26 protein-coding genes are annotated in these 19849 nt (G+C 61.2%); 18 read left to right on the top strand and 8 right to left on the bottom strand.

The window, feature by feature from the left end:
- Positions 1-45: 45 nt before the first annotated feature.
- Complete coding sequence (locus tag ASE94_RS19050) at positions 46-483, bottom strand: hypothetical protein (protein WP_061910589.1); 438 nt, start codon at positions 481-483, stop codon at positions 46-48.
- 117 nt (positions 484-600) lie between these two features.
- Between ASE94_RS19050 and ASE94_RS19045 the strand changes: the two genes are divergently transcribed.
- Entirely contained in the window at positions 601-996 is a 396-nt protein-coding gene (locus ASE94_RS19045; RefSeq protein WP_062631646.1) for a DUF2177 family protein, read from the top strand.
- Positions 997-1078: 82 nt separating this feature from the next.
- Here ASE94_RS19045 and ASE94_RS19040 read toward each other — a convergent pair whose 3' ends face one another.
- Both ASE94_RS19040 and ASE94_RS19035 read right to left on the bottom strand, forming a co-directional pair.
- On the bottom strand, positions 1079-1996 hold the full coding sequence (locus tag ASE94_RS19040; RefSeq protein ID WP_062631645.1) for a DMT family transporter: 918 nt from the start codon (positions 1994-1996) through the stop codon (positions 1079-1081).
- Between the two features lie 62 nt (positions 1997-2058).
- Complete coding sequence (locus tag ASE94_RS19035) at positions 2059-2379, bottom strand: hypothetical protein (protein WP_062631831.1); 321 nt, start codon at positions 2377-2379, stop codon at positions 2059-2061.
- 184 nt (positions 2380-2563) lie between these two features.
- Between ASE94_RS19035 and ASE94_RS19030 the strand changes: the two genes are divergently transcribed.
- From ASE94_RS19030 to ASE94_RS18975, 12 genes are all read left to right on the top strand, one after another.
- Entirely contained in the window at positions 2564-3349 is a 786-nt protein-coding gene (locus ASE94_RS19030; RefSeq protein WP_062631644.1) for an SDR family oxidoreductase, read from the top strand.
- 59 nt (positions 3350-3408) lie between these two features.
- Entirely contained in the window at positions 3409-5292 is a 1884-nt protein-coding gene (gene uvrC / locus ASE94_RS19025; protein ID WP_062631643.1) for an excinuclease ABC subunit UvrC, read from the top strand.
- 68 nt (positions 5293-5360) lie between these two features.
- A complete protein-coding gene (locus ASE94_RS19020) occupies positions 5361-5891 on the top strand; it encodes a DUF3060 domain-containing protein (RefSeq protein WP_062631642.1) in 531 nt (176 codons plus the stop codon).
- Between the two features lie 108 nt (positions 5892-5999).
- A complete protein-coding gene (locus ASE94_RS19015) occupies positions 6000-6353 on the top strand; it encodes a YciI family protein (RefSeq protein WP_061910575.1) in 354 nt (117 codons plus the stop codon).
- 96 nt (positions 6354-6449) lie between these two features.
- Positions 6450-6953 carry a pyridoxamine 5'-phosphate oxidase family protein gene (locus tag ASE94_RS19010; protein ID WP_061910573.1) on the top strand — a complete coding sequence of 168 codons (504 nt, stop codon included), beginning with the start codon at positions 6450-6452 and terminating at the stop codon, positions 6951-6953.
- A gap of 114 nt (positions 6954-7067) precedes the next feature.
- Positions 7068-8069, top strand: coding sequence for an ATP-binding cassette domain-containing protein (locus ASE94_RS19005; RefSeq protein ID WP_062631641.1), 1002 nt, complete (start codon positions 7068-7070; stop codon positions 8067-8069).
- The gene (locus tag ASE94_RS19000) at positions 8066-8863 is read left to right on the top strand and encodes an ABC-2 family transporter protein (protein ID WP_062631640.1); all 798 of its coding nucleotides are present in this window, start codon (positions 8066-8068) and stop codon (positions 8861-8863) included. Before ASE94_RS19005 ends, ASE94_RS19000 begins: the two co-directional genes overlap by 4 nt.
- 4 nt (positions 8864-8867) lie before the next feature.
- The gene (locus tag ASE94_RS18995; protein ID WP_062631639.1) at positions 8868-9668 is read left to right on the top strand and encodes an ABC-2 family transporter protein; all 801 of its coding nucleotides are present in this window, start codon (positions 8868-8870) and stop codon (positions 9666-9668) included.
- Between the two features lie 354 nt (positions 9669-10022).
- On the top strand, positions 10023-11096 hold the full coding sequence (locus ASE94_RS18990; RefSeq protein WP_062631638.1) for a 3-deoxy-7-phosphoheptulonate synthase: 1074 nt from the start codon (positions 10023-10025) through the stop codon (positions 11094-11096).
- Positions 11097-11214: 118 nt separating this feature from the next.
- Complete coding sequence (gene pgsA / locus ASE94_RS18985) at positions 11215-11784, top strand: CDP-diacylglycerol--glycerol-3-phosphate 3-phosphatidyltransferase (protein ID WP_062631637.1); 570 nt, start codon at positions 11215-11217, stop codon at positions 11782-11784.
- A complete protein-coding gene (locus ASE94_RS18980) occupies positions 11781-12032 on the top strand; it encodes a MoaD/ThiS family protein (RefSeq protein ID WP_062631636.1) in 252 nt (83 codons plus the stop codon). The genes pgsA and ASE94_RS18980 overlap by 4 nt, the downstream gene beginning before the upstream one ends.
- A gap of 1 nt (position 12033) precedes the next feature.
- Positions 12034-12480 carry a molybdenum cofactor biosynthesis protein MoaE gene (locus ASE94_RS18975; protein ID WP_062631635.1) on the top strand — a complete coding sequence of 149 codons (447 nt, stop codon included), beginning with the start codon at positions 12034-12036 and terminating at the stop codon, positions 12478-12480.
- A 220-nt stretch (positions 12481-12700) separates the two neighbouring features.
- Here ASE94_RS18975 and ASE94_RS18970 read toward each other — a convergent pair whose 3' ends face one another.
- Positions 12701-13591: a branched-chain amino acid aminotransferase gene (locus ASE94_RS18970; RefSeq protein WP_062631634.1), complete on the bottom strand. Its 891-nt coding sequence runs from the start codon at positions 13589-13591 to the stop codon at positions 12701-12703.
- Between the two features lie 216 nt (positions 13592-13807).
- Between ASE94_RS18970 and ASE94_RS18965 the strand changes: the two genes are divergently transcribed.
- The gene (locus tag ASE94_RS18965; RefSeq protein ID WP_062631830.1) at positions 13808-14245 is read left to right on the top strand and encodes a MarR family transcriptional regulator; all 438 of its coding nucleotides are present in this window, start codon (positions 13808-13810) and stop codon (positions 14243-14245) included.
- A 52-nt stretch (positions 14246-14297) separates the two neighbouring features.
- Positions 14298-14771: a hypothetical protein gene (locus tag ASE94_RS18960; RefSeq protein WP_062631633.1), complete on the top strand. Its 474-nt coding sequence runs from the start codon at positions 14298-14300 to the stop codon at positions 14769-14771.
- 13 nt (positions 14772-14784) lie between these two features.
- Here ASE94_RS18960 and proC read toward each other — a convergent pair whose 3' ends face one another.
- The 3 genes from proC to ASE94_RS18945 form a co-directional block, all read right to left on the bottom strand.
- Complete coding sequence (gene proC / locus ASE94_RS18955; protein WP_062631632.1) at positions 14785-15606, bottom strand: pyrroline-5-carboxylate reductase; 822 nt, start codon at positions 15604-15606, stop codon at positions 14785-14787.
- Positions 15606-16106: a YbjN domain-containing protein gene (locus tag ASE94_RS18950; RefSeq protein ID WP_061910550.1), complete on the bottom strand. Its 501-nt coding sequence runs from the start codon at positions 16104-16106 to the stop codon at positions 15606-15608. The genes proC and ASE94_RS18950 overlap by 1 nt, the downstream gene beginning before the upstream one ends.
- Before the next feature lie 265 nt (positions 16107-16371).
- A complete protein-coding gene (locus tag ASE94_RS18945; RefSeq protein WP_061910547.1) occupies positions 16372-16623 on the bottom strand; it encodes an accessory factor UbiK family protein in 252 nt (83 codons plus the stop codon).
- Between the two features lie 142 nt (positions 16624-16765).
- Here ASE94_RS18945 and ASE94_RS18940 point away from each other — a divergent pair, with 142 nt between their 5' ends.
- The gene (locus tag ASE94_RS18940; RefSeq protein WP_062631829.1) at positions 16766-17494 is read left to right on the top strand and encodes an SDR family oxidoreductase; all 729 of its coding nucleotides are present in this window, start codon (positions 16766-16768) and stop codon (positions 17492-17494) included.
- Here the strand turns inward: ASE94_RS18940 and ASE94_RS18935 are convergent.
- Positions 17491-18426 (bottom strand): tetratricopeptide repeat protein, encoded by a 936-nt coding sequence (locus ASE94_RS18935; RefSeq protein WP_156352225.1) that lies wholly within the window; start codon positions 18424-18426, stop codon positions 17491-17493. The two genes, ASE94_RS18940 and ASE94_RS18935, sit on opposite strands and share 4 nt — an antisense overlap.
- On the opposite strand from ASE94_RS18935, the gene ASE94_RS18930 reads away from it, so the two are divergent.
- Together ASE94_RS18930 and lgt are read left to right on the top strand one after the other, a co-directional pair.
- Positions 18413-18874, top strand: coding sequence for a GNAT family N-acetyltransferase (locus ASE94_RS18930; protein ID WP_062631630.1), 462 nt, complete (start codon positions 18413-18415; stop codon positions 18872-18874). The genes ASE94_RS18935 and ASE94_RS18930 overlap by 14 nt on opposite strands.
- Before the next feature lie 140 nt (positions 18875-19014).
- Positions 19015-19839 (top strand): prolipoprotein diacylglyceryl transferase, encoded by an 825-nt coding sequence (gene lgt / locus ASE94_RS18925; protein ID WP_062631629.1) that lies wholly within the window; start codon positions 19015-19017, stop codon positions 19837-19839.
- The last annotated feature ends 10 nt before the right edge of the window (positions 19840-19849 follow it).

Genomic DNA, 19849 nt, shown 5'->3' with positions numbered 1-19849 from the left:
GACCCTGACATGATCAAAGGCACCGGGCTTCGGCTCGGTGCTTTTTTATTCGACGATCAACCGCTCGACATCGATCCCGTGCCGCTCCAGCGGCGCCCGCGCCCTGCGCGCCAGAAACTCATTCAGACCATAGGCCGCAATCGCGCCGACCAACATGGCAATTCCAAAGCCGCGCCATCCGTCATGGCTCGCAATCGCAATGGCGGAAAAAAGCGTTACCCCGCCAACACCAAGCAGAAACCAGGTCCGCTTCTCACTCGCCACCCGATAGTTCCGCGCTCCGGCATGCAGTAGATCGCGCAACTCGCTATCGCTCATCGCCACGAGATCTGCATTGCGTCGCTCTCGCCTGATGGTTTCGATATAGGCGTCGACACGGCGCAAGGTCAGCGCATCGCGCTCCCGCGTCACCTTCTTGCGAGTGAGCAAAGTCCAGCCACCGCCGATCAACAGCAGGATCAAGGCAATTTGGAGCAATCCCATAGTCCGTCCCCTCGGGTGCGCAGGTATCCTCGACACATGCCCCTTCACATGGGCTACTGCAAGTGATCCAGAACGCAATGCGCCCCGTTTCCTGAATAGTTTTAGGGGAGGCTTGCCTTGACCAAATATCTCATTCTCTACGGCGCCATTGCCATCGTGTTTTTCCCGCTCGACTTCATCTGGCTTTCGACCATGGGCAAGAATTTTTACATGCCCGAACTCGGCGGCCTGATGCGCGAGCAGCCCAATCTCGTTATCGCCGGGTTGTTCTACCTCGCCTACATCGTCGGCATCGTCGCTCTCGTTGCCGCGCCAGCCGATGGCGATGTGGTCAAAGCTCTCGTCCTCGGCGCCATCCTGGGCTTCGTCGCCTATGGCACCTATGATTTGACCAATCTCTCGACCATTCAGGGCTTTTCGCCCAAGGTCGCCATGGTCGACATGGCCTGGGGCACAACCCTGACCGCCGTCAGCTCCGCCGCCGGTGTCTGGATTTCGAGATTTTTCGCCTGATCTGATCGGCTTCCTGCACCCACACACAAGATGTCGCCCCGGCCTTGAGCCGGGGCCCATCCTGAGGTTTTGTGGCGCCGCCCTAGGCCTCTCCCACCGGCGCCACCACCACGGCCGGAATCTTCTTCTTCCGCTCCCGCGCCATGACAACCAACCCGGCAATCACGATATTCCCCGCGCCCATCAGCGAAACCGGATCGATCCAGTGCCCGAACACAACGACACTGAGCACGATCGCCCAGGGCAGCGAGAAGTAGTTGAACGGCTGCAAGACGCTCGCCGGCGCCATGCCCAGCGCATAGACCATCACGCCATGTCCCGCGCAGGTGGTTATCATCACGAGCACCACCATGAGCAGCGCCTGCCACTCCATCGGCTGCCAGAAGAAAACGCCGACCATGCTCGAGAGAACCAAGCCCACGCAGGACGCATAGGCAAGGCTGGTTCCCGCGCCATCAGCCTTCGACACCTGCCGCGTCAAAACAATGTAGATGGCGTAAAACGAGGCCGACGCCAGCGCGAAGACGACGCCCCAGGTCATCGGTACCCCGCCCGGCCGCAGGATCACGAATGCGCCCACCAAACCGGCACCCACGGCCGCAAACCGGAAAATCCCGACCTTCTCGCCAAGGATCGGAATGGCAAAAACCGTCACCAAAAGCGGATAGACGATCACGATCGCCTGCAGCTCTCCGAGCGGCACCGTCTGCAGCGCGATCGCAAAACACCAGATATCGGCCATCAACAGCACGCCACGCAAAATCTGTCGCTTCGGCATGGCAGAACGGAAGGCCTGTCGAATCGGCCCTTGTCGCGCCACCATCACCAGCGCAAACAGGGCGAAGCCCCAATAGCGCATCATGGTGATCTGGAACGGGGAGTAATCTTGCACGAGAAGCTTGGACACCGCATCCTGCACGCCGAAAACGGCAATGGTGGTGAGCGTCAAGGCAATGGCGCGCCCGAGATTGTCGGGGCTCTGGTCGGTGGGGGAGGACATAGTCACATCGAAGGCAGGAAAAAACGCCCCACAAATCGCAAAGCGTGCGGGGCGCGTTCAAGCTATCGCATGGCCCTACCCTTGACCATGAAAGACTTCACCGTGCCCACCATCGCCGTTAGCGCGCCGCCGATGATCAAGGCTACCGCACCCTGCCCGGCAAGCGCTCCCAAATCCATGGCGCTGGTCGCCGATGAAGCGCCAAGAAGCGTGTCAAAATTGGGCAAAAGTCCCGTCAGAAACGTGCCTAATACGCCCCCGATTGCACCAACTATGCTATCGCCCACCGGTCCAAGGCTGAGCGATCGCGCCAATTGCCCCAAGACACTCCCGCCAGCACCACCGGCGATAAGCTGCACCACTATGGGTACTAGAACGTCCATTTTAGTCCCCTCTCTCATGTGCGGATTTCCCGTCCGCATAACCCAGGTTAACCCCGCGCCTGACGCGGCGAAAGGGCAAGCTGCTGCCGTAGTCTGACAAATCTTTCCAATACCGACAGCACCTTGGCTGTCGCGTCAGCCACATATGTTAAAGGGGGTCGCGAAGGCGGCCTGTTGATCTCCGATGTCCCAGCAACCGCATATTTTCCCCGACACGCCTGGCGTAGCGCTCATCACCGGCGCCAATGACCGCATCGGCGCCACCGTCGCCAGGGCGCTGGCCAAACAGGGCCATGCCGTTGTTATCCATTATCGCTCCGGCGCCGACGGCGCTGGAAAAGTCGCTGCGCAAATCACCGCAACGGGCGGGCGCGCCACGACCGTGCAGGCTGACCTCTCGAATCGCAAAAGCCGCGCCGTTCTGATCGCCGAGGCGGCCAAGTCCTTCGGCCCCCTCACCATTCTGATCAACAATGCCTCGGTGTTCGATCCCGACAGTGCCCAGGATGTGAACGAGGAACTCTGGGACCAGCACTTTTCGGTCCATGCCGAGGCCCCCATATTCCTTTCACGCGACTTCGCCGCGCAATTGCCCGATGGCGTCGAGGGAAACATCATCAACATGATCGACGAACGGGTGCTGCACCCAAGCCCGGCCTATTTCAGCTACACGCTTTCAAAATCCGTGCTGTGGACCGCAACGCGAACCATGGCTCAATCCCTGGCGCCCGCCATTCGCGTCAATGCCATCGGCCCCGGGCCTGTCCTGCCCCACAAAGGCCAGAGCGATCAGGATTTTGCCGACAGTGTGAAATCCTTGCCGCTCAAGCGCCACGCAGACCCCGACGCCATTGCCCAGGGCGTCCTCGCCATTCTCACCATGCCCGCGTTCACCGGCCAGATGCTGGCCCTCGATGGCGGCAAACATCTTGACTACCCCGCCCGACGCGGTCCAACCCCTAGGGCCTGACCACCGACAAGGAGTTGGAGCGCCCAACGCGGCTCCAATCACGAAAACCGCTTTAGACCATGACAGATACGCCTAGCCCACAACCTGCCGGCCCGGAGGTCATCCGCGCCTTCGTCCGCACCCTGCCCTCCGCCCCGGGCGTCTACCGCATGGTCGATGCCAATGGCGAGGTCATCTATGTAGGCAAGGCGCGCTCGCTCAAGTCGCGGGTCACCAACTACACTCGTCCCGAGGGCCTGCCCGTGCGCATCCAGCGCATGATCGCTGCCACGGTCAGCATGGAATTCGTCCGCACCGAGACCGAAGCCGAAGCGCTCCTTCTTGAAGCCAATCTTGTCAAGCGTCTGAAGCCGCGTTTCAATGTCCTCCTCCGCGATGACAAGAGCTTCCCCTACATCCTGATCGCCACCGATCACGAAGCGCCCGAACTTACCAAGCACCGCGGTAGCCGCCGTCGTCCTGGCCACTACTTTGGCCCCTTCGCGTCCGCTGTCGCCGTCAGCCGCACCATTGCGAGCCTCCAGAAGGCCTTCCTCCTCCGCAATTGCTCGGATAGCTTTTACGCAGCCCGCACAAGGCCTTGCCTGCAATATCAGATCAAACGCTGCGCCGGCCCCTGCACCCGCGAAACCAGCCTTGAGGCCTATGGCGAACTGGTCGAAGACGCGCGCCTCTTTCTCACCGGCAAATCCCAATCAGTCCGCGACCACCTGCAAAAGGACATGGCATCCGCCGCCGAGAATCTCGATTTCGAGCGCGCCGCCCTGATCCGCGATCGCCTCTCGGCCCTTGCCGTCGTCCAATCACAGGGCGGCGACGCAACCGCGCGCAATGTCGAAGAAGCCGACGTCTTCGCCATCCACCATGAAGGCGGCCAATTCTGCGTCCAAGTCTTCTTCTTCCGCGCTTTCCAGAACTGGGGCAATCACGCCTTCCGCCCCAAGGCAGACGATTCTCTCACCGACGTGGAAGTGCTCGAAGCCTTTATCGGCCAGTTCTACGAAGATCGCACGCCTCCCAGCCTCGTGCTCCTCAGCCACGAGATGGCCGAGCGCGAACTGCTTGAAGAGGCGCTTCGCAGCCGCGCTGGACAAAAAGTCCGCGTCGAAACTCCGCAACGCGGCGAAAAACGCGACCTCGTCAATTACGCGATGCAGAACGCCCGCGAAGCCCTTGGCCGCCAGCTCGCCGAAGGCGCATCCAATCGCACCCTTCTCGAAGGCGTCGCCAATTGCTTTGGGCTAGACAATCCCCCGCGCCGCATCGAAGTCTACGATAACTCCCACATCTCCGGCACCAACATGGTCGGCGCCATGGTGGTGGCAGGCGAAGAAGGGTTTTCCAAAAAGCACTATCGCACCTTCAACATCAAATCCGACATCGCCGCCGGCGATGACTTCGGCATGATGCGCGAGGTCCTGACCCGCCGCTTCGCCCGTCTCGCCGCCGAGAGCGAAACCGATGCCGAGGACGAACAGACCGGCATGCCCGATTGGCCCGATATCGTCTTCATCGATGGCGGCGCCGGCCAGCTCAATGCCGTGCGACAGGTCATTGCCGAACTGAACCTGCCCAAGGAAGTCACCTTCATCGGCATCGCCAAGGGCGAAGAGCGTGACGCTGGCCGCGAAAAATTCTTCATGGAAGGCAAGGACGCCTTCATGCTGCCGCACCGCGATCCCGTCCTCTATTACGTTCAGCGCCTCCGCGACGAAGCCCACAGGTTCGCCATCGGCACCCACCGCGCCAAACGCAAGAAAGAGCAGATTTCCAATCCGCTCGACGAGATTGAAGGCATTGGCCCAACGCGAAAACGCGCGCTCCTAAACCACTTTGGCTCCGCCAAGGCTGTCGCCCGCGCCAGCCTCATGGACCTTGCAGCGGTCCCAACTATTTCAAGCGCAATGGCGCAGCTCATTTACGATCACTTCAATCGAACGTGATCTTGCCCAATTGAGGCCGAACTCTGCCTGCAGTTTCCGCGCATCTTGAACGGTCAGTGGAATCTGCCATGCGTCTCATCCTGTCGATTGCCCTTCTCGCCGCCCTCCCCGTTTCCGCCTTCGCTCAGGTGAGCGATACGGCCAAACCGGAGGAAGTCGTCATCGAAGGCGTCGGCTTGACGCGCACCGTTCCCTGCGATGGCCTCGATGTTGGCATCTATGGCGCAGATAACCAGATCGACCTGACCGGCACCTGCGGCCAGGTCGTCGTCCACGGCGATGGCCACACGGTCCATGTCGAAGACGCCGCCACCATCGCCATCTCCGGCATCGGCCACACGGTCAACGCCGATAAGGTCTCGACCCTCTCGATCGACACCACGGAAAATACCGTCAATGCGACGATCGAAGCAGCCGACGATGCGGCCAAGGTCTCCATCAATGGCGCCGAACAGACCGCCAACCTCACCCTAAAATCCAAGACGACGATCGACGTCCAGGGCACCGAACAGGTCGTCAATTGGGATCTCGGCGAAGGCGCGCCGGAACCGCGGATCGACATTGGCGGTATCGACAACGCGGTCAATCGCATCGAATAGACCAGTGCCGGGCCCGTCCCGGCACTTTCTTTTCCGCCCCGTTAGATTTTTTGTCGAAGTGCGCCTCCTCGGTTCGTCTTATTGTCAGAACCCAAACAGGAGCGTCCGATGAAATTCCTCACCATGGTCAAGACCCTCAACCCCGAAACCGCCAGCCAGCCGCCCGCCGCCCTGATGCAGGCAATCGTGCAACTCGGCATGGAAGCTGGCGCGAAGATGATCGAAACCGGCGGCATGTCGCTCGCCGGCACCGTCACGACGCGCCAGGGTCAAATGGTCACCGATGGCCCCTTTGCCGAAGCCAAGGAAATGGTCGGCGGCTATGCCGTTTATGAGCTCGAGACCGACGCCGAGATGGTCGACTGGACCGAGCGTTTTGTCGAACTGCACCGCAAGCACTGGCCGGAATGGGACGGCGAAGTCACCGTCCTGCAGCTGCAACAGTTCAATATGGCCGGATGATAATGCCCCCAAAGCGATGTGATCGCTTAGTCTTTCACATCGCGGCAACTTCCCGCCTGTCTGGCCGTTCGTCTTCCAACTCATAGGAGCCGAACCATGACCGAAGAAAACAACCACACCCTCCCGGCCGGCGAAGCCATCGACCGCATCTGGGAGCTGGCCGAGAAAATCGACATCTGCATGTTCACCACCTGGGACGGCAAGCAACAGCGCAGCCGCCCGATGTCCGCCCGTGTGCGCCGCGAAGAACATGCCATCTACTTCCTGACCGATCTCGAAGGCCATAAGCTCACCGAGATCGAGAAGTATCCGCACGTCTCCCTCGCCTGGGCTGACAACGGTGGCCACAAATATGCTGTCATCGCCGGCGAAGCCGAAGTGCTCAACGACCGCGCCAAGATCGCCGAGCTCTGGGAAAAATTCGACAAGGCCTGGTGGGACGACGAAAACGATCCTCAGATCCGCCTCCTCAAGGTGACGCCGGACGACGGCGAAGTCTGGGATAGCCCGAACATGGTCGTCGCCACCGCCAAGATGCTCGTTGCGGCCGCCACCGGCGCCAAGCCCGACATGGGCGCCAACGCCAAGGTCGATCTCTAGGCTTCGGTAATCCCGCACCAAGGCCCGCGTCGCATAGACGCGGGCCTTTTCACATAACCTATTCTCCAGCCCCGAGAATCGTCTAGCCTCGCCCCGCCTCTGGGGAGGGGAACCATGGCTATCATCTCGGCCTCGTCAGTCGAAAAAATCTTCCGCCAGCCCAAGCGTCAGTCGGGTTTCGGTGGCGCCATTCGCGGCCTCTTTTCGCGCGACTTCACCGAAATCCGCGCCGTCGACGGCATCTCTTTCACGATTCAGCCGGGCGAAGCCGTCGGCTATCTCGGCCCCAACGGCGCTGGCAAATCCACCATGATCAAGATGATGACCGGTATCCTGGTCCCATCTTCTGGCACGGTCCAAGTCCTCGGCCGCGAACCCCATACCAACCGCATCACCAATGCCGCCGAGATCGGCGTCGTCTTCGGCCAGCGCAGCCAACTCTGGTGGGATCTCCCCGTCCGCGACAGCTTTGACCTCAACCGCCACATCTACGACATCCCCACCGCCCGTTTCGCCGATAACCTAGCCCGCCTCACGACCATGCTCGACATGGCGAGCTATATCGATCGCCCCGTCCGCCAGCTGAGCCTCGGTCAGCGCATGCGCGCCGAAATCGCCATGGCGCTGCTGCACGATCCCAAAATCCTGTTCCTCGACGAACCCACGATCGGCCTCGACGTCGTTGCCAAAGACGTGGTTAGAAAATTCCTCGCCGAGGTCAATCGCGACCGCGGCACCACTATCATCCTCACTACCCACGACCTCGTCGACATCGAGGAAATCTGCCCGCGCCTCATCATGGTCGACGACGGCAAACTGCTGTTCGACGGCGAGCTCAAACACCTCCGCCAAACCCTCGGCTCCCGCCGCCGCCTGAAACTGGAATTCGGCACCGATCCCGGCCCGATCACGCTCAAAAAAGCGCAACTTGTAACCGACGACGGCGCGGCAAAACACTTCCTGCTCGAAAACGAGCAAACGTCCATTCTCGACGTCCTCACCGAACTTGGCTCTGGCCACGACCTCATCGACATCAAACTCGAAGAGCCCAATATCGAGGAGGTGATCCGCACCTTCTACCAGAACAAGCCCGCGCTCGCCGGAGCCCGGCCATGAAGGCCGCCGCCTATCCCGCCTTTGCGCTGACCGCCTTCCAGTCCCGCCTTGTCTACCGCAATCAGGTCTGGGCCAGCGCCTTTGGCGATCTCGTCAGCATTTTTGCGCGCATCGCCATCTGGACCGCCGCCTTCGCCGGGGCAACCCAGGTGGACGGTATCACCCTGCCCGAAATGGTCACTTACGCGCTGCTCTCGGGTCCTCTGCTCTACTGGGAATATTCCCGCGTCCTCTACGATGTCGGCGACGCCGTCCGCACTGGAGACGTCGCGGTCTTTCTCCTGAAGCCGCTGCACTATCCCAGCTATCTCCTCTCGACCCATTTTGGCCATTTCGCCTTCGAATGCGTCGCTATTGTCGTGCCCGTGGCCCTCATCGTCGGCTTCACCGTCGGCCTCCTGCCGCCCGCGAGCCTCTTCCACGGACTGATGTTTTTCCCTTATTGGGCCGTGTCCTGGCTGATCCTCTTCACCCTCGCCTGGCTCTGCGGCCTCCTCGCCTTCTGGCTCCTCACCGCTTTCTCGCTCGAGTGGCTTCTCATGGCGATCATGTCGCTGTGCTCCGGCGCCATCATCCCCTTGTGGTTCTTGCCGACGCCCCTTGCCACCATCTTCGGCTACCTCCCCTTCGCCTGGATCAGCTACTATCCAGCCGCCGTCTATCTCGGAAAACTCGATCCCACCGCCACCTGGCTCCATCTCGGCATCGGCCTCCTCTGGCTCGGCCTGCTGACCGCTGCCGTTCTCGCCCTTTGGGGTAAGGCACGCACCCGCCTCGTCGTGCAGGGAGGCTGAAGAAATGTCCCGCTCCCTCGCCGTCGTCCCGCATCTCGTCCGCATGTATGTGCGCACCCGCATGGAATATCGCGGTGCCATGCTCCTCGCCTGGGTCGCCCAGGCCCTTAGCTACGCCGCCACTTACACGGCCATCGCCCTTCTTCTGCTCCGCTTCGGCAATCTCGGCGGGTGGACCTGGAGCGAAATGGCTTTGCTCCTCTCATTTCACCTCCTCGCCTATTCTGTCGGCGCTTCGCTGAGCTTCACCCAATTCCGCGACATCGAAGAAAAGGTTCGCCTCGGCACCTTCGACGCCGTCCTCATCAAGCCGGTCAGCCCCTGGGTCTACCTCGTCTTTTCCGGCCTCAATATCGGCTATGTCGGCCACATCCTTCTCGCCGTCGGCCTCATGGCCTGGGCCGTCACGCAAGTGGGCGTCAACTGGTCAATCCTCACCGCGCTCTACTTCCTCGCGGGCCTCCTCAGCGCCGCCATGGTCACCGCCGCCATCATGACCATGATCGGCGCCACAGCCCTCGTCTGGGTCCGCTCAAAACACCTGTTCTCGATCTTCTTCGGCTTTTGGGAATTGGCCCGCTACCCACTCAACATCTTCCCTGTCCCGCTCCAGATCCTGATGCTGACCATCGCCCCGCTCGGCTTCCTAGCCTTCGTCCCGGTCGCGGTAACCCTGGGCAAGCCCGTCCCCGTCCTCGGCGACTGGGCCGGACTGGCGTCCCTCCTCGCTGGCCCGCTCGCCGTCCTCCTCGGCGCCCTCCACTGGCGCCACTGCATCCAAAACTACCAAGGCGCTGGCGGATAGCTTGCTCCTTTGCCTCCCCCATCGTCATTGCCCGGCTTGTCCGGGCAATCCATCTCACCTCCGCATGGACCACCGGGACAAGCCCGGTGGTGACGACGATGCGGAGCCCGCGAAAGGCCATACGCACACCTCCTAAAGTCGGGACTCGACAAGCCCCGACTCCTCGGCTAGCTTCCTCGCCATGATCAACGCAGCGACCTTTTATTGGTATTTTAGCTATCCGCTCCCGGCGGAGGCTATCGCGCGCGTGTCCTGATCCCGACAAGACCAGACCCAAATCGCAAGCCAGCCGCCCGACTTCCGAGGCGGCTTTTTTCTTGGCCCCTCGACTTCAAAACCGAGAGACCGAAGAAAATGCTCAAATCGACCGACGACCTTCGCATCACCGAAATAAAACCGCTGACCACGCCCATCGAGGTCATGCGCCAGCATCCGCGCACCGACGCCGCTACCCGCACCGTCCTCGCCGCCCGCCACGATTTCCATAATATTCTGACAGGCCAGGATGATCGCCTCGCCGTCATCGTCGGCCCCTGCTCGATACACGATCCCAAGGCCGCTATTGACTACGCCAAGCGCCTCGTCGCCCTGCGCGGAATCCTCGGCGATCGCCTCGAAATCATCATGCGCGTCTACTTCGAAAAGCCGCGCACCACGGTCGGCTGGAAGGGCCTGATCAACGACCCCGATCTCGACGGCAGCTTCAACATCACGCAGGGCCTCCACACCGCCCGCACCCTGCTGCTCGACGTGGCCAATCTAGGCCTCCCCGCCGCCTGCGAATTCCTCGACATGACGACCCCGCAATACATTGCCGACCTCGTCTCCTGGGCCGCCATCGGCGCTCGCACCACCGAGTCGCAAATCCACCGCGAACTGGCCTCCGGCCTCTCTTGCCCCGTCGGCTTCAAGAACGGCACAGATGGCAACGTGAAGATCGCGCTTGACGCGGTGCTGTCAGCCAGCCAGCCTCACCATTTCCTGGCGGTCACTAAGGATGGCCGTTCCGCAATCGCCGCCACGACGGGCAATGAGGACTGCCACATAATCCTCCGCGGCGGCAAAACCACCAATTACGACGCCCAGAGCGTCGAGGCCGCGGCCCAGGCCGCAGTCAAGGCTAGTCTCAACCCGGCCATCATGATCGACGCCAGCCACGCCAATTCCTCCAAGAACCCGGAAAACCAGCCCTTGGTCCTCGCCGATATCGGCGCCCAACTCGCCGCCGGCGACAAGCGCATTATCGGCGTCATGATAGAGTCAAATCTCGTCGCCGGCCGCCAAGACCTCATCCCAGGCCAAGACCTCGTCTACGGCCAATCCATCACCGATGGCTGCATCGATTGGGACACGACCGTCACCACGCTCAACGCCCTCGCCGAAGCCGTCGAAAAGCGCCGGGCGGTGAACAATCAGGCCGTCGCTTAATCCACTCCATGCACCGAACTACAACTCCCCCTTAATGGGGGAGGTTGGGAGGGGGTGAACGGCGATCTCCACTTCAACCACCCTTGACCCCCCGCCCCCATTCCTGTTCTCTCGCCCCATGGCCAGAAACCCGCTTACGCTCGTCCCGAACATCATCACCATTGCCCGCATCGCTGCGATCATCCCGATCGTCTGGTTAGTGATGGATGGCGACATCACCTTGCGCATCATTGCGCTGGTTCTCTTTGTGATTGCTGCCGCCAGCGACTGGGTCGATGGCTATCTCGCTCGTGCATGGGATCAGTATTCCGATCTCGGGCGTATGCTTGACCCCATCGCCGACAAACTCCTCGTCGGCATCCTGATCTCCGCCCTCGCATGGGACGGCAGCTTTTCCGGCTGGGACATGATCCCCGTCGTCGCCATCCTCTTCCGCGAATTCTTCATCTCAGGCCTGCGTGAATTCCTCGGCAACACCTCCGTCGTCCTGCCCGTCAGCAAGCTCGCCAAGTGGAAAACCACCATCCAGCTCGTTGCCCTCGCCGTCGTCCTCTTCGAGCGCATCGTGCCCGGCTTTGGTCTCATCTCCGACATTCTGCTTTGGGCGGCCGGCGCCATTACGCTCTGGACAGGCTGGAACTATCTCCGCGCCTCCTGGCCCCATCTCGTGGGCACGACGGCGAAATGAAAATCCTCTATTTCGCCTGGCTCCGCGAGCGCCTCAACCGCCCGAGCGACGACGTCACGCCGCCGGCTGATGTCGTTACCCTCGAAGATCTCGTCACTTGGCTCCGCGCCAATGACGAAAGCCTTGATCTCGCCATGGCCAATCCCAAGCAGTTCAAGATCTCCAAGAACGCCCGCATCGTTCCCTGGAACACGCCGATCGATGGCGCCGAGGAAGTGGCTATCCTGCCGCCGATGACCGGCGGCTGAGATGATCATCATCTCCAACGCCCCCTTCGACCCCGGCGCACTACTCAGTCAGTTCCTGGCCAACCACCCCGAAGCCGGCGCCGCCGTCACCTTCACGGGCATGGTCCGCTCCCTCCCCGATCGCCCGATCACGGCGCTCATCCTCGAGTGCTATCCCGACCTCGCCCAGAACGAGATCGCCGCCATCCGCGCCAATGCCATCGCCCGCTTCAACCTCATCGACGCCGCAATCCTCCACCGCTACGGCCGCCTCGTCCCCGGCGAACCCATCATGCAAGTCATGACCCTCGCCCCCCACCGCCAAGCCGCCTTCGACGGCGCCCAATACCTCATGGACTACCTAAAAACCGACGCCCCCTTCTGGAAACAGGAAGAAATGGCAACGGGCACGGAATGGGTAGAGGCGAAAGCAACTGACGACGTGGCACGGGATCGCTGGAGGAGGTAGCCACCCTCACCCGTCTCGCGCTGCGCGCGATCCACGCTCTCCCGAGGGGGAGAGGAATAGAGGGGGCCACCTCTGATTCTTCTCCCCCTCGGGAAGAAGGTGGCGCGCAGCTCACCGAATTCGCATTTGCGAATTCGGTAGGGATGAGGGGATACCCCCACACGCGAAACAAAAAAGCCGGACATCCCTGCCCGGCTTCTTCAAACTCAATTCAGCGAAACTACTCCGCTGCCGCCCGCTTCGGCTGAACTGCTGCCGAATAGGCGTCGATCAGAGTCCGGCAACCTTCGCCCGGGGTGAACTTATAGTCCCCAATCAGCGAAACCGGTGTCACTTCAGCAGCGGTCCCCGTCAGGAAGCACTCGTCGAATTGCGATAGCTCTTCCGGCATGATGTGCCTTTCGGTAACGGTAAAACCGTTTTCCTTGGCCAGCGCGATCAGCGTCTGGCGGGTGATGCCGTTGAGGAAGCAATCCGGCGTCGGCGTCGTAATGTCCTTACCCCTAATGAAGAACACGTTGGCGCCCGTGGCCTCAGCCACATAGCCGCGATAGTCCAGCATCAGTGCGTCGGCATAGCCATTGGCCATGGCGGCGTCCTTGGAGAGCGTGCAGATCATATATAGACCCGCCGCCTTGGCCGAAGACGGGATCGTCTCAGGCGACGGGCGCTTCCACTTGCTCCACTCGAGCCGGATCCCCTTGAGCTTTTCCTCGGTCGAGAAATAGCTCGGCCACACCCAGGCAGCGATCGCCACATGCACCTTGTTGTTCCGCGCTGGCACCGAAAGCTCTTCCGAGCCGCGCCAGGCGACAGGACGCAGATAAGCGTCAACGAGGCCATTCTTGTCGAGCACGAGGCGCTTCGCCGCTTCGATCTCGTCGACCGAATAGGGGAAGGGCATATCGAGCGTTGCCGCCGAACGGATCAAACGCTCGGTATGCTCGCGCGATTTGAAGATTTCGCCACCATAGGCGCGTTCACCTTCGAATACCGAGCTGGCATAATGAAGCCCGTGCGTCAGCACGTGAATCTTCGCGTCCTTCCACGGTTTGAGTTCGCCATCGAACCAGATCCAGCCATCACGCTGGTCCATGGGCACGCCTGCCATGATCCTCTCCACAGTCTTTGTTTTTGCCGTTCTTACACGAACCGCACGTTTCTCTAATCATGCCCCAAGGGCCATGCCCTTGGCAAACCACAATGTCTTTGGGATAAGACGAAACGCCGATGTGATGGAGAGACAATGGCAGAGGCCCAAAAAAATGTCAACAAAGCTGACATAAATTCTGCTGCGATCGCGCAGTCGGTGCTGCCGCTCGATATCATGGGCCTGTTCTTTTTTGCCTATCGGGATTTTACCGGCGACGCCGATGCCCTGCTCGAGCGGCAAGGTTTCGGCCGCGCGCATCATCGGGTGCTCTATTTCGTCAATGTACGCCCCGGCATGCCAGTCGCGGACTTGCTCGACATCCTGAAAATCACCAAGCAAAGCCTGGCTCGCGTCCTCCGCCAGCTCATCGACAATGGCTATATCGAGCAAAAGACCGGCCACTCCGATCGGCGTCAGCGCCTGCTTTTTGCCACCGACAAGGGCCGCATGCTGTTCGCCACCCTATCGGCCACTCAGGCCAGCCGCATCGATGAAGCCATCGCCGCCCTGCCGCCCGAAGGCGCGCACATGGTGCGTCAGTTCCTCGTAAGCATGGTCGAGCCAACCGATCGCTCTGTCCTCGAACGGCTCAACCTGACGGTCAATCTGTAAAAAAGCCGATTGCCGAACAAATGCTCATCCCGCACGCTGACACCAACTGAACTTGGAGCGTGCGGAGCGTAGAATTCTCGACCTGATCCACTATCTCTCGGAAGCGCGACGCCTGGAGCAGCAAGGCGAGGTCATCGAAGCAATCTGGTGCTACGATACGATCCTCAAGGATCCATTTGTCGGGCAAGACCCGCCTACCCTTCAGGCCGCCGGGCTTGGGCTCGGCCAAATATTGATTTCGGAAGTTCAAATCAGCGATGACAAAGATCGCATCGGCCGGCTGCTCAACCGCGCCATTCAGGCCCTCGGCCTAGCCCACAGATCCGATCAGAACGATCCGCAAATCGCACTCGTCCTCGCCGAAGCTCATGGCGAGCGTTTCCGCCACAAAAATCAGTCGGCAGACGTGCTCGCCGTCAATCTGCTGCTCGATCGGATAGGCACCCCACCCGAGCTGCAGGATCGCATCGCCACGCTTCGATCCCGTATTACGAGACCGCCAACTGCCCTTTCAAGGCAGGGTTAAGCAGCAACTGCTATCAGCCCTGCCCCAGTTCCTCGCTGCGCTTCCGCGCGGCCGTAACAGCCCGGTCCATCACCGGCCCCAGCCCATCAGCGCCCATCAACACCTCGAGCGCCGCCGCAGTAGTGCCATTGGGCGAGGTCACATTCTGGCGCAAGACGCTGGCCGGCGCCGGATCGATCTCCAGCAAACCCGCAGCGCCAATCACCGTCTGCCGCGCCAGCGTCATGGCTACATGCTCTTCGAGCCCCTGCGCCACGCCTGCCGCAGCCAGTGCCTCGACGAGATTGAACACATAAGCCGGCCCCGAACCCGAAACCGCCGTCACGGCGTCGAGATCCCCCTCGGCATCAAACCAGACGACGAGCCCCGCCGCCGATAGCAGCGCTTCCGCCGCCGACCGTCCCGCCGCATCGACGCCCGCTCCGGCAACGACGCCAGTAACGCCCTTGCCGATCTGCGCCGGGGTATTAGGCATGCTGCGCACCACCCGATCCGTGCCCGTGCCCGACGCCAGCCGATCCAGCGAAATCCCCGCGGCGATCGACAGCACCAGCGTATGCGTGCCAATCACAGGCTTCAGGTCATCCATCACCGCCGAGATCACCTGCGGTTTCACCGCCAGCACCAGCACAGTGGGCTGCAGCCCAAGCGCCGCTTCGTTGATCACAAGGTCATAATCGGCCGCAAAAGCCTTGGCCTCGTCGCTCGCCCGCGGATCGACCAGCACCAGATTGGTCGGCGGCAATCCGGCATCGAGCCAGCCCGAAGCCAGCGCCATGCCCATCTTGCCCACGCCAACCAGCATGACCGGCCCAATGGATCGCAAATCGGTCATCACGCCTCGCCCACGGTTTCAAACATCACATGGCTCAGCGCATCGGCGGCCGATTTTCCGGCCCAGACGACAAACTGAAACGCCTGATAATAGAGATCGCAGCTATCGGTCGCCGAGCGCAACAGCGCCTCGCATTGCTGCGGCGACACATCGGCCCCGCCGGTAAGAAGATGCGAATTGCGGAAGAGCACAACGCCTTCCTTGTTCCAGATATCGAAGTGCCCAATCCAGAGTTGCTCATTGATCAGGCTGATCAATTGGCGGATTTCGCTGCGCCGCCCTTCGGGCACCTTCAGATCGAAGGCGCAGGCGATATGCAGGCTTTCGAGGTCTTCCATCCAGTTGAACGAGACGTGATAGTCGCTCCAGCCCCCGCGCACCGAGATCGAAATCTCGTCCGCGTCCTGGCGCTCAAAATTCCAGTCGTTGATCGATGCGATGTGCTCGACCAGGTCCACCGGGTGGGACGAACGATCGGGCTCGTGGGCAATCAATGACATGGGCCGGTTCCGTGCTGGCATGGCGCTCTGGGACACGACAACCGCCGTCACCCCTCCACTGCAGACCCAATCTCACGCGTCCTCCTGCGTTCGAATCGTCCACATCACAAACCGTACACTGCAGTTCCGATTCCAGCAGTTCAACTGACGCCCAAGCGCCCAATCTCTTGTGGAAGACGGTAACCTCTCGTTAACCCGAGAGATCCAAGCCAGCGCATCTGTTGTGAAGCGCTGGCGAAATTTGGCCGATTGAGTGAGGCGGCCGTTAGACGGTCTTTGCAGCCTTGAGCGCCGCAATCTCTTGACGCAGCGCGTCGATTTCTTCGCCCTGGACCTGCACCAGCTCACGCAGCGCATCAAAGTCCTCGCGCTTGACCAATTCCATATCGGCCACGATCCGCTGCGCCTGCGACTTGGCAACGGTCTCGACTTCGCGCCGCACGCCGTCGGCGACACCCGCCGCTTCGTTCATGATCCGGCCAAGACCGTCAAAAATCCTGTTATTGCTCTGGCTCACGATAATCCCATTATCTGCAATTGCGTTTGCCCACCTATGTAGGCCACCCCCGCCGCATTGACCAGTGCAACCATTGGCCGCGCCTCCCCATGAACCGAACCGCCCATCCACGCGTACCTGCTGGGCAAAGGGAGAAATGGCAATGAGCGACACCATCATCATCGTCGGCGGCGCGGGCGGCATTGGCTCGGCTCTCGCGAAAAAGTCCGCCGCTCGCGGGTTGGTTCCGCACTTGATTGGTCGCAGCCCCGATGCCCTCGCGGCCCTTGCTGATGAAACCGGCGGCACCTGGGCGAAAGCGGACGTCACGGATACCACGGCCCTGACCTCTGCGATCCAGCAAGCCCCTGGCCCCGTCGCCGGCCTTGCCTATTGCGTCGGCACCATCAATCTGAAGCCGCTAGCCCGGCTCACGATCGAAGATTTCGCCCGAGATTTCGCTATAAGCGCTGCAGGCGCCGCCATGGCGATCCAGGCCGCCCTGCCCGCTCTCAAACAATATGAGGGGACCGCATCTATCGTCCTCTTCTCTTCCGTCGCCGTCTCCCAGGGTTTTAGCGGCCACGCCTCCATCTCCATGGCCAAGGGCGCCGTGGAAGGCCTCACCGTCGCCCTCGCCGCCGAAGTCGCCCCAAAAATCCGCGTCAACGCGGTGGCACCCTCTTTGACAGCCACGCCTCTGGCCGAGTCCCTGACGTCAAACGAAGCCATGGCCAAATCCATCGCCCAGCTTCACTCCCTCCCCCGCCTCGGCACCGCCGAAGACAGCGCCAATGCCGCCGACTTTCTCCTGTCCGACGCGTCGAGCTGGATCACTGGCCAAATCCTCGGCGTCGATGGCGGCCGCTCGACCCTGCGCACCAAGGGCTAGATCCCCGCATCGGCGATGTCGGGGAAGATATTGCGCGTCTCGTCGCGCGCAAATCTGCGCGTTGCCGGGGTACAGTTTGCGTCTGCAAAGGTGATCATATCGGCAAGAATGCGTCGCGCCTCGTCCACACGACCGGCCCGAAAATTGAGCTTGCCGAAGGTAAGCATCGCACTCACCCGCGGCCCCGGATCGTCACCGGGAACACTGAGCTCATAACTACGCGTCCCAAGGGCCAGCGCCTTTTCCATATCTCCCAGCGCCTCGTAACAAGCGCCCATCAGCCCGACCAATCGCCTCAGTTCCGGATTGTCGGCGCCGTAATGCTGCTCAGCATCGGCAAGAAGCGGCTCATAAGCATCGAGCGCACGCCGCGGACCATGCACCGTGTTATTATAGACTCCCAGATTGAGCCGGATGAAAAACGCCTCCCCGATAGGCTGCTGTAGCTTGGCATGCAGCTCAAGCGCCCGCTGAAGATGCATTTCCGTACGCGGCCCGCCCTTCCAGGCCGTCCCGACATCGCCGCACTGCATATGCATGAAATAAAGCGCACGATCATCGATCGCCCGGGTCTCCGCCTGCGCCGCCAGCGCCCTGTCGGCATGCTCGAGACAGATCAACTCGTCCCGTTTCGCCTCCAACACGGCGAGCTCGCGAAACAGCCACGCCTCCGCCGCGCGATCGGGGATCAACGGCTCCAGCGCCAACAGATCATCCCGCATATCCGCACCATGAAAAAGCGCTTCCGGATCGCTCAAAACCTCGAACAGCGGCTGAAATCGTGCTTCAAATTCCGACATACCTGCTCCCGCCTGAAAACATAGAGCATGCAATCGGATGTGTCCTGACTGTGGCGCTGTGCAGCAAAAAGCTAGCCCATCATACTGACACATAAAACAAAAGAGCCGGTCCAGTTCAATGAACGCACTCACGATCCGCCCAGCATGCGGGGAAGACCTCCCCGACCTCCTTTCCCTTTACCAGCACCTCACTCCTGGCGACGCCGTCCCGTCGCTCGAACAAGCCTCAGCCAATCTCGAATGCCTTCGCCTGTACCCCGGCAGCGACATACTGATCGGGATTGTGGACAATCATCTTGCCGTCTCGTGCACACTCATCGTCGTGCCCAACCTTACGCGCGGCGGCAAACCCTATGCGCTGATCGAAAATGTCGTGACCCATGCCGATTTCAGGCGGCGCGGTTTTGGCCAACAAATCTTGGACGCAGCATGCGAAGCCGCGTGGACCACAGGCTGCTACAAAACCATGCTCATGACAGGATCTAACAAGCCGGACGTACTGGACTTCTACCGTCTGGCTGGGTTCGAACAGTCCAAAACCGGCTTCCAGAAACGGCAACTGCCGGCGCGCCAAGGCTAAGGCCATCAACCGGTCTTCGGTCGCTCAACGTCAATAGCGCCGCACCGCCCCTTTCTTCGCCTTCCCCCTTGCGACCCATGCGCGCCAAGGCTACGGCTTTCCCGCCACCCTGCACTGACCCTGCCGGAGAAGGATAGACCTTGCCCTTTCCCAATATCGATCCCATCGCCTTTGCCATCGGCCCCTTCGCGCTCCGTTGGTATGCGCTGGCCTATCTCTTCGGCGTCATCCTCGGCGCCGGCTATGGCTATTTGCTGCTGCGCAACGAGCGGCTCTGGTATCGCGGCACGCCGCCCTTCCCGGCCAAGGATATTTGGGATTTTGCCTTCTGGGCCATGCTGTCGATCGTCATCGGCGGCCGCACGGGCTATGTGCTCTTTTACAATCTGCCCTATTACCTGCAGAACCCGCTCGAGATCATCAATACGCTCGATGGCGGCATGTCCTATCATGGCGGCATGGTCGGCCTCATGCTCGCAGCCATCCTCTTCACGCGCCACAAGGGCGGTTATTGGCTGTCCTCGCTGGACCTGCTCGGCGCCGTCGCCACCATCGGCATTTTCCTCGGCCGCATCGCCAATTTCATTAATGCCGAACTCTATGGCGCGCCGACCGACCTACCCTGGGGCGTCATCTTCCCGACCGATCCGCTGCAGGTGCCGCGCCACCCGAGCCAGCTCTATGAAGCCGCGCTCGAAGGTCTTTTGCTTTTCCTCATCATCCGCGTCGCCACCCACGTTTTTTATGGCCTCCGGAAGCCCGGCCTCGTCGCCGGCATTTTCGCCATCGGCTATGCACTTTCGCGCATCTTCGTCGAGACCATCCGCCTCCCCGATGAGCAGCTCGGATATCTCTATGGCGGCTGGCTCACCATGGGCCAGGTCCTCAGCCTGCCTATCCTTCTTGGTGGCGTCATTCTCGTCGTCTATGCCCTGACCCGGCCGACCAATAAACTGCGTGCTTGAGGAGCCAAAA

It is taken from the genome of Devosia sp. Leaf64, from assembly GCF_001421945.1.
Taxonomy (GTDB): domain Bacteria; phylum Pseudomonadota; class Alphaproteobacteria; order Rhizobiales; family Devosiaceae; genus Devosia.
The sequence above is the reverse complement of the archived record's forward strand: the minus strand, read 5'-3'. Positions and strand labels throughout refer to the sequence as shown.

Bases quoted from the DNA above. Each gene is read 5' to 3' on its own strand.
- ASE94_RS19050 (WP_061910589.1), bottom strand. From the start codon at position 483: ATGGGATTGCTCCAAATTGCCTTGATCCTGCTGTTGATCGGCGGTGGC.
- ASE94_RS19010 (WP_061910573.1), top strand. From the start codon at position 6,450: ATGACCGAAGAAAACAACCACACCCTCCCGGCCGGCGAAGCCATCGAC.
- ASE94_RS18970 (WP_062631634.1), bottom strand. From the start codon at position 13,591: ATGGCAGGCGTGCCCATGGACCAGCGTGATGGCTGGATCTGGTTCGAT.
- ASE94_RS18995 (WP_062631639.1), top strand. From the start codon at position 8,868: ATGTCCCGCTCCCTCGCCGTCGTCCCGCATCTCGTCCGCATGTATGTG.
- ASE94_RS19020 (WP_062631642.1), top strand. From the start codon at position 5,361: ATGCGTCTCATCCTGTCGATTGCCCTTCTCGCCGCCCTCCCCGTTTCC.
- uvrC (WP_062631643.1), top strand. From the start codon at position 3,409: ATGACAGATACGCCTAGCCCACAACCTGCCGGCCCGGAGGTCATCCGC.
- ASE94_RS19040 (WP_062631645.1), bottom strand. From the start codon at position 1,996: ATGTCCTCCCCCACCGACCAGAGCCCCGACAATCTCGGGCGCGCCATT.
- ASE94_RS19005 (WP_062631641.1), top strand. From the start codon at position 7,068: ATGGCTATCATCTCGGCCTCGTCAGTCGAAAAAATCTTCCGCCAGCCC.
- ASE94_RS18940 (WP_062631829.1), top strand. From the start codon at position 16,766: ATGAGCGACACCATCATCATCGTCGGCGGCGCGGGCGGCATTGGCTCG.
- ASE94_RS19030 (WP_062631644.1), top strand. From the start codon at position 2,564: ATGTCCCAGCAACCGCATATTTTCCCCGACACGCCTGGCGTAGCGCTC.
- ASE94_RS18965 (WP_062631830.1), top strand. From the start codon at position 13,808: ATGGGCCTGTTCTTTTTTGCCTATCGGGATTTTACCGGCGACGCCGAT.
- ASE94_RS19015 (WP_061910575.1), top strand. From the start codon at position 6,000: ATGAAATTCCTCACCATGGTCAAGACCCTCAACCCCGAAACCGCCAGC.
- ASE94_RS18980 (WP_062631636.1), top strand. From the start codon at position 11,781: ATGAAAATCCTCTATTTCGCCTGGCTCCGCGAGCGCCTCAACCGCCCG.
- ASE94_RS18990 (WP_062631638.1), top strand. From the start codon at position 10,023: ATGCTCAAATCGACCGACGACCTTCGCATCACCGAAATAAAACCGCTG.
- proC (WP_062631632.1), bottom strand. From the start codon at position 15,606: ATGACCGATTTGCGATCCATTGGGCCGGTCATGCTGGTTGGCGTGGGC.
- ASE94_RS19035 (WP_062631831.1), bottom strand. From the start codon at position 2,379: ATGGACGTTCTAGTACCCATAGTGGTGCAGCTTATCGCCGGTGGTGCT.
- ASE94_RS19000 (WP_062631640.1), top strand. From the start codon at position 8,066: ATGAAGGCCGCCGCCTATCCCGCCTTTGCGCTGACCGCCTTCCAGTCC.
- pgsA (WP_062631637.1), top strand. From the start codon at position 11,215: ATGGCCAGAAACCCGCTTACGCTCGTCCCGAACATCATCACCATTGCC.
- ASE94_RS18975 (WP_062631635.1), top strand. From the start codon at position 12,034: ATGATCATCATCTCCAACGCCCCCTTCGACCCCGGCGCACTACTCAGT.
- ASE94_RS18950 (WP_061910550.1), bottom strand. From the start codon at position 16,106: ATGTCATTGATTGCCCACGAGCCCGATCGTTCGTCCCACCCGGTGGAC.
- ASE94_RS18930 (WP_062631630.1), top strand. From the start codon at position 18,413: ATGAACGCACTCACGATCCGCCCAGCATGCGGGGAAGACCTCCCCGAC.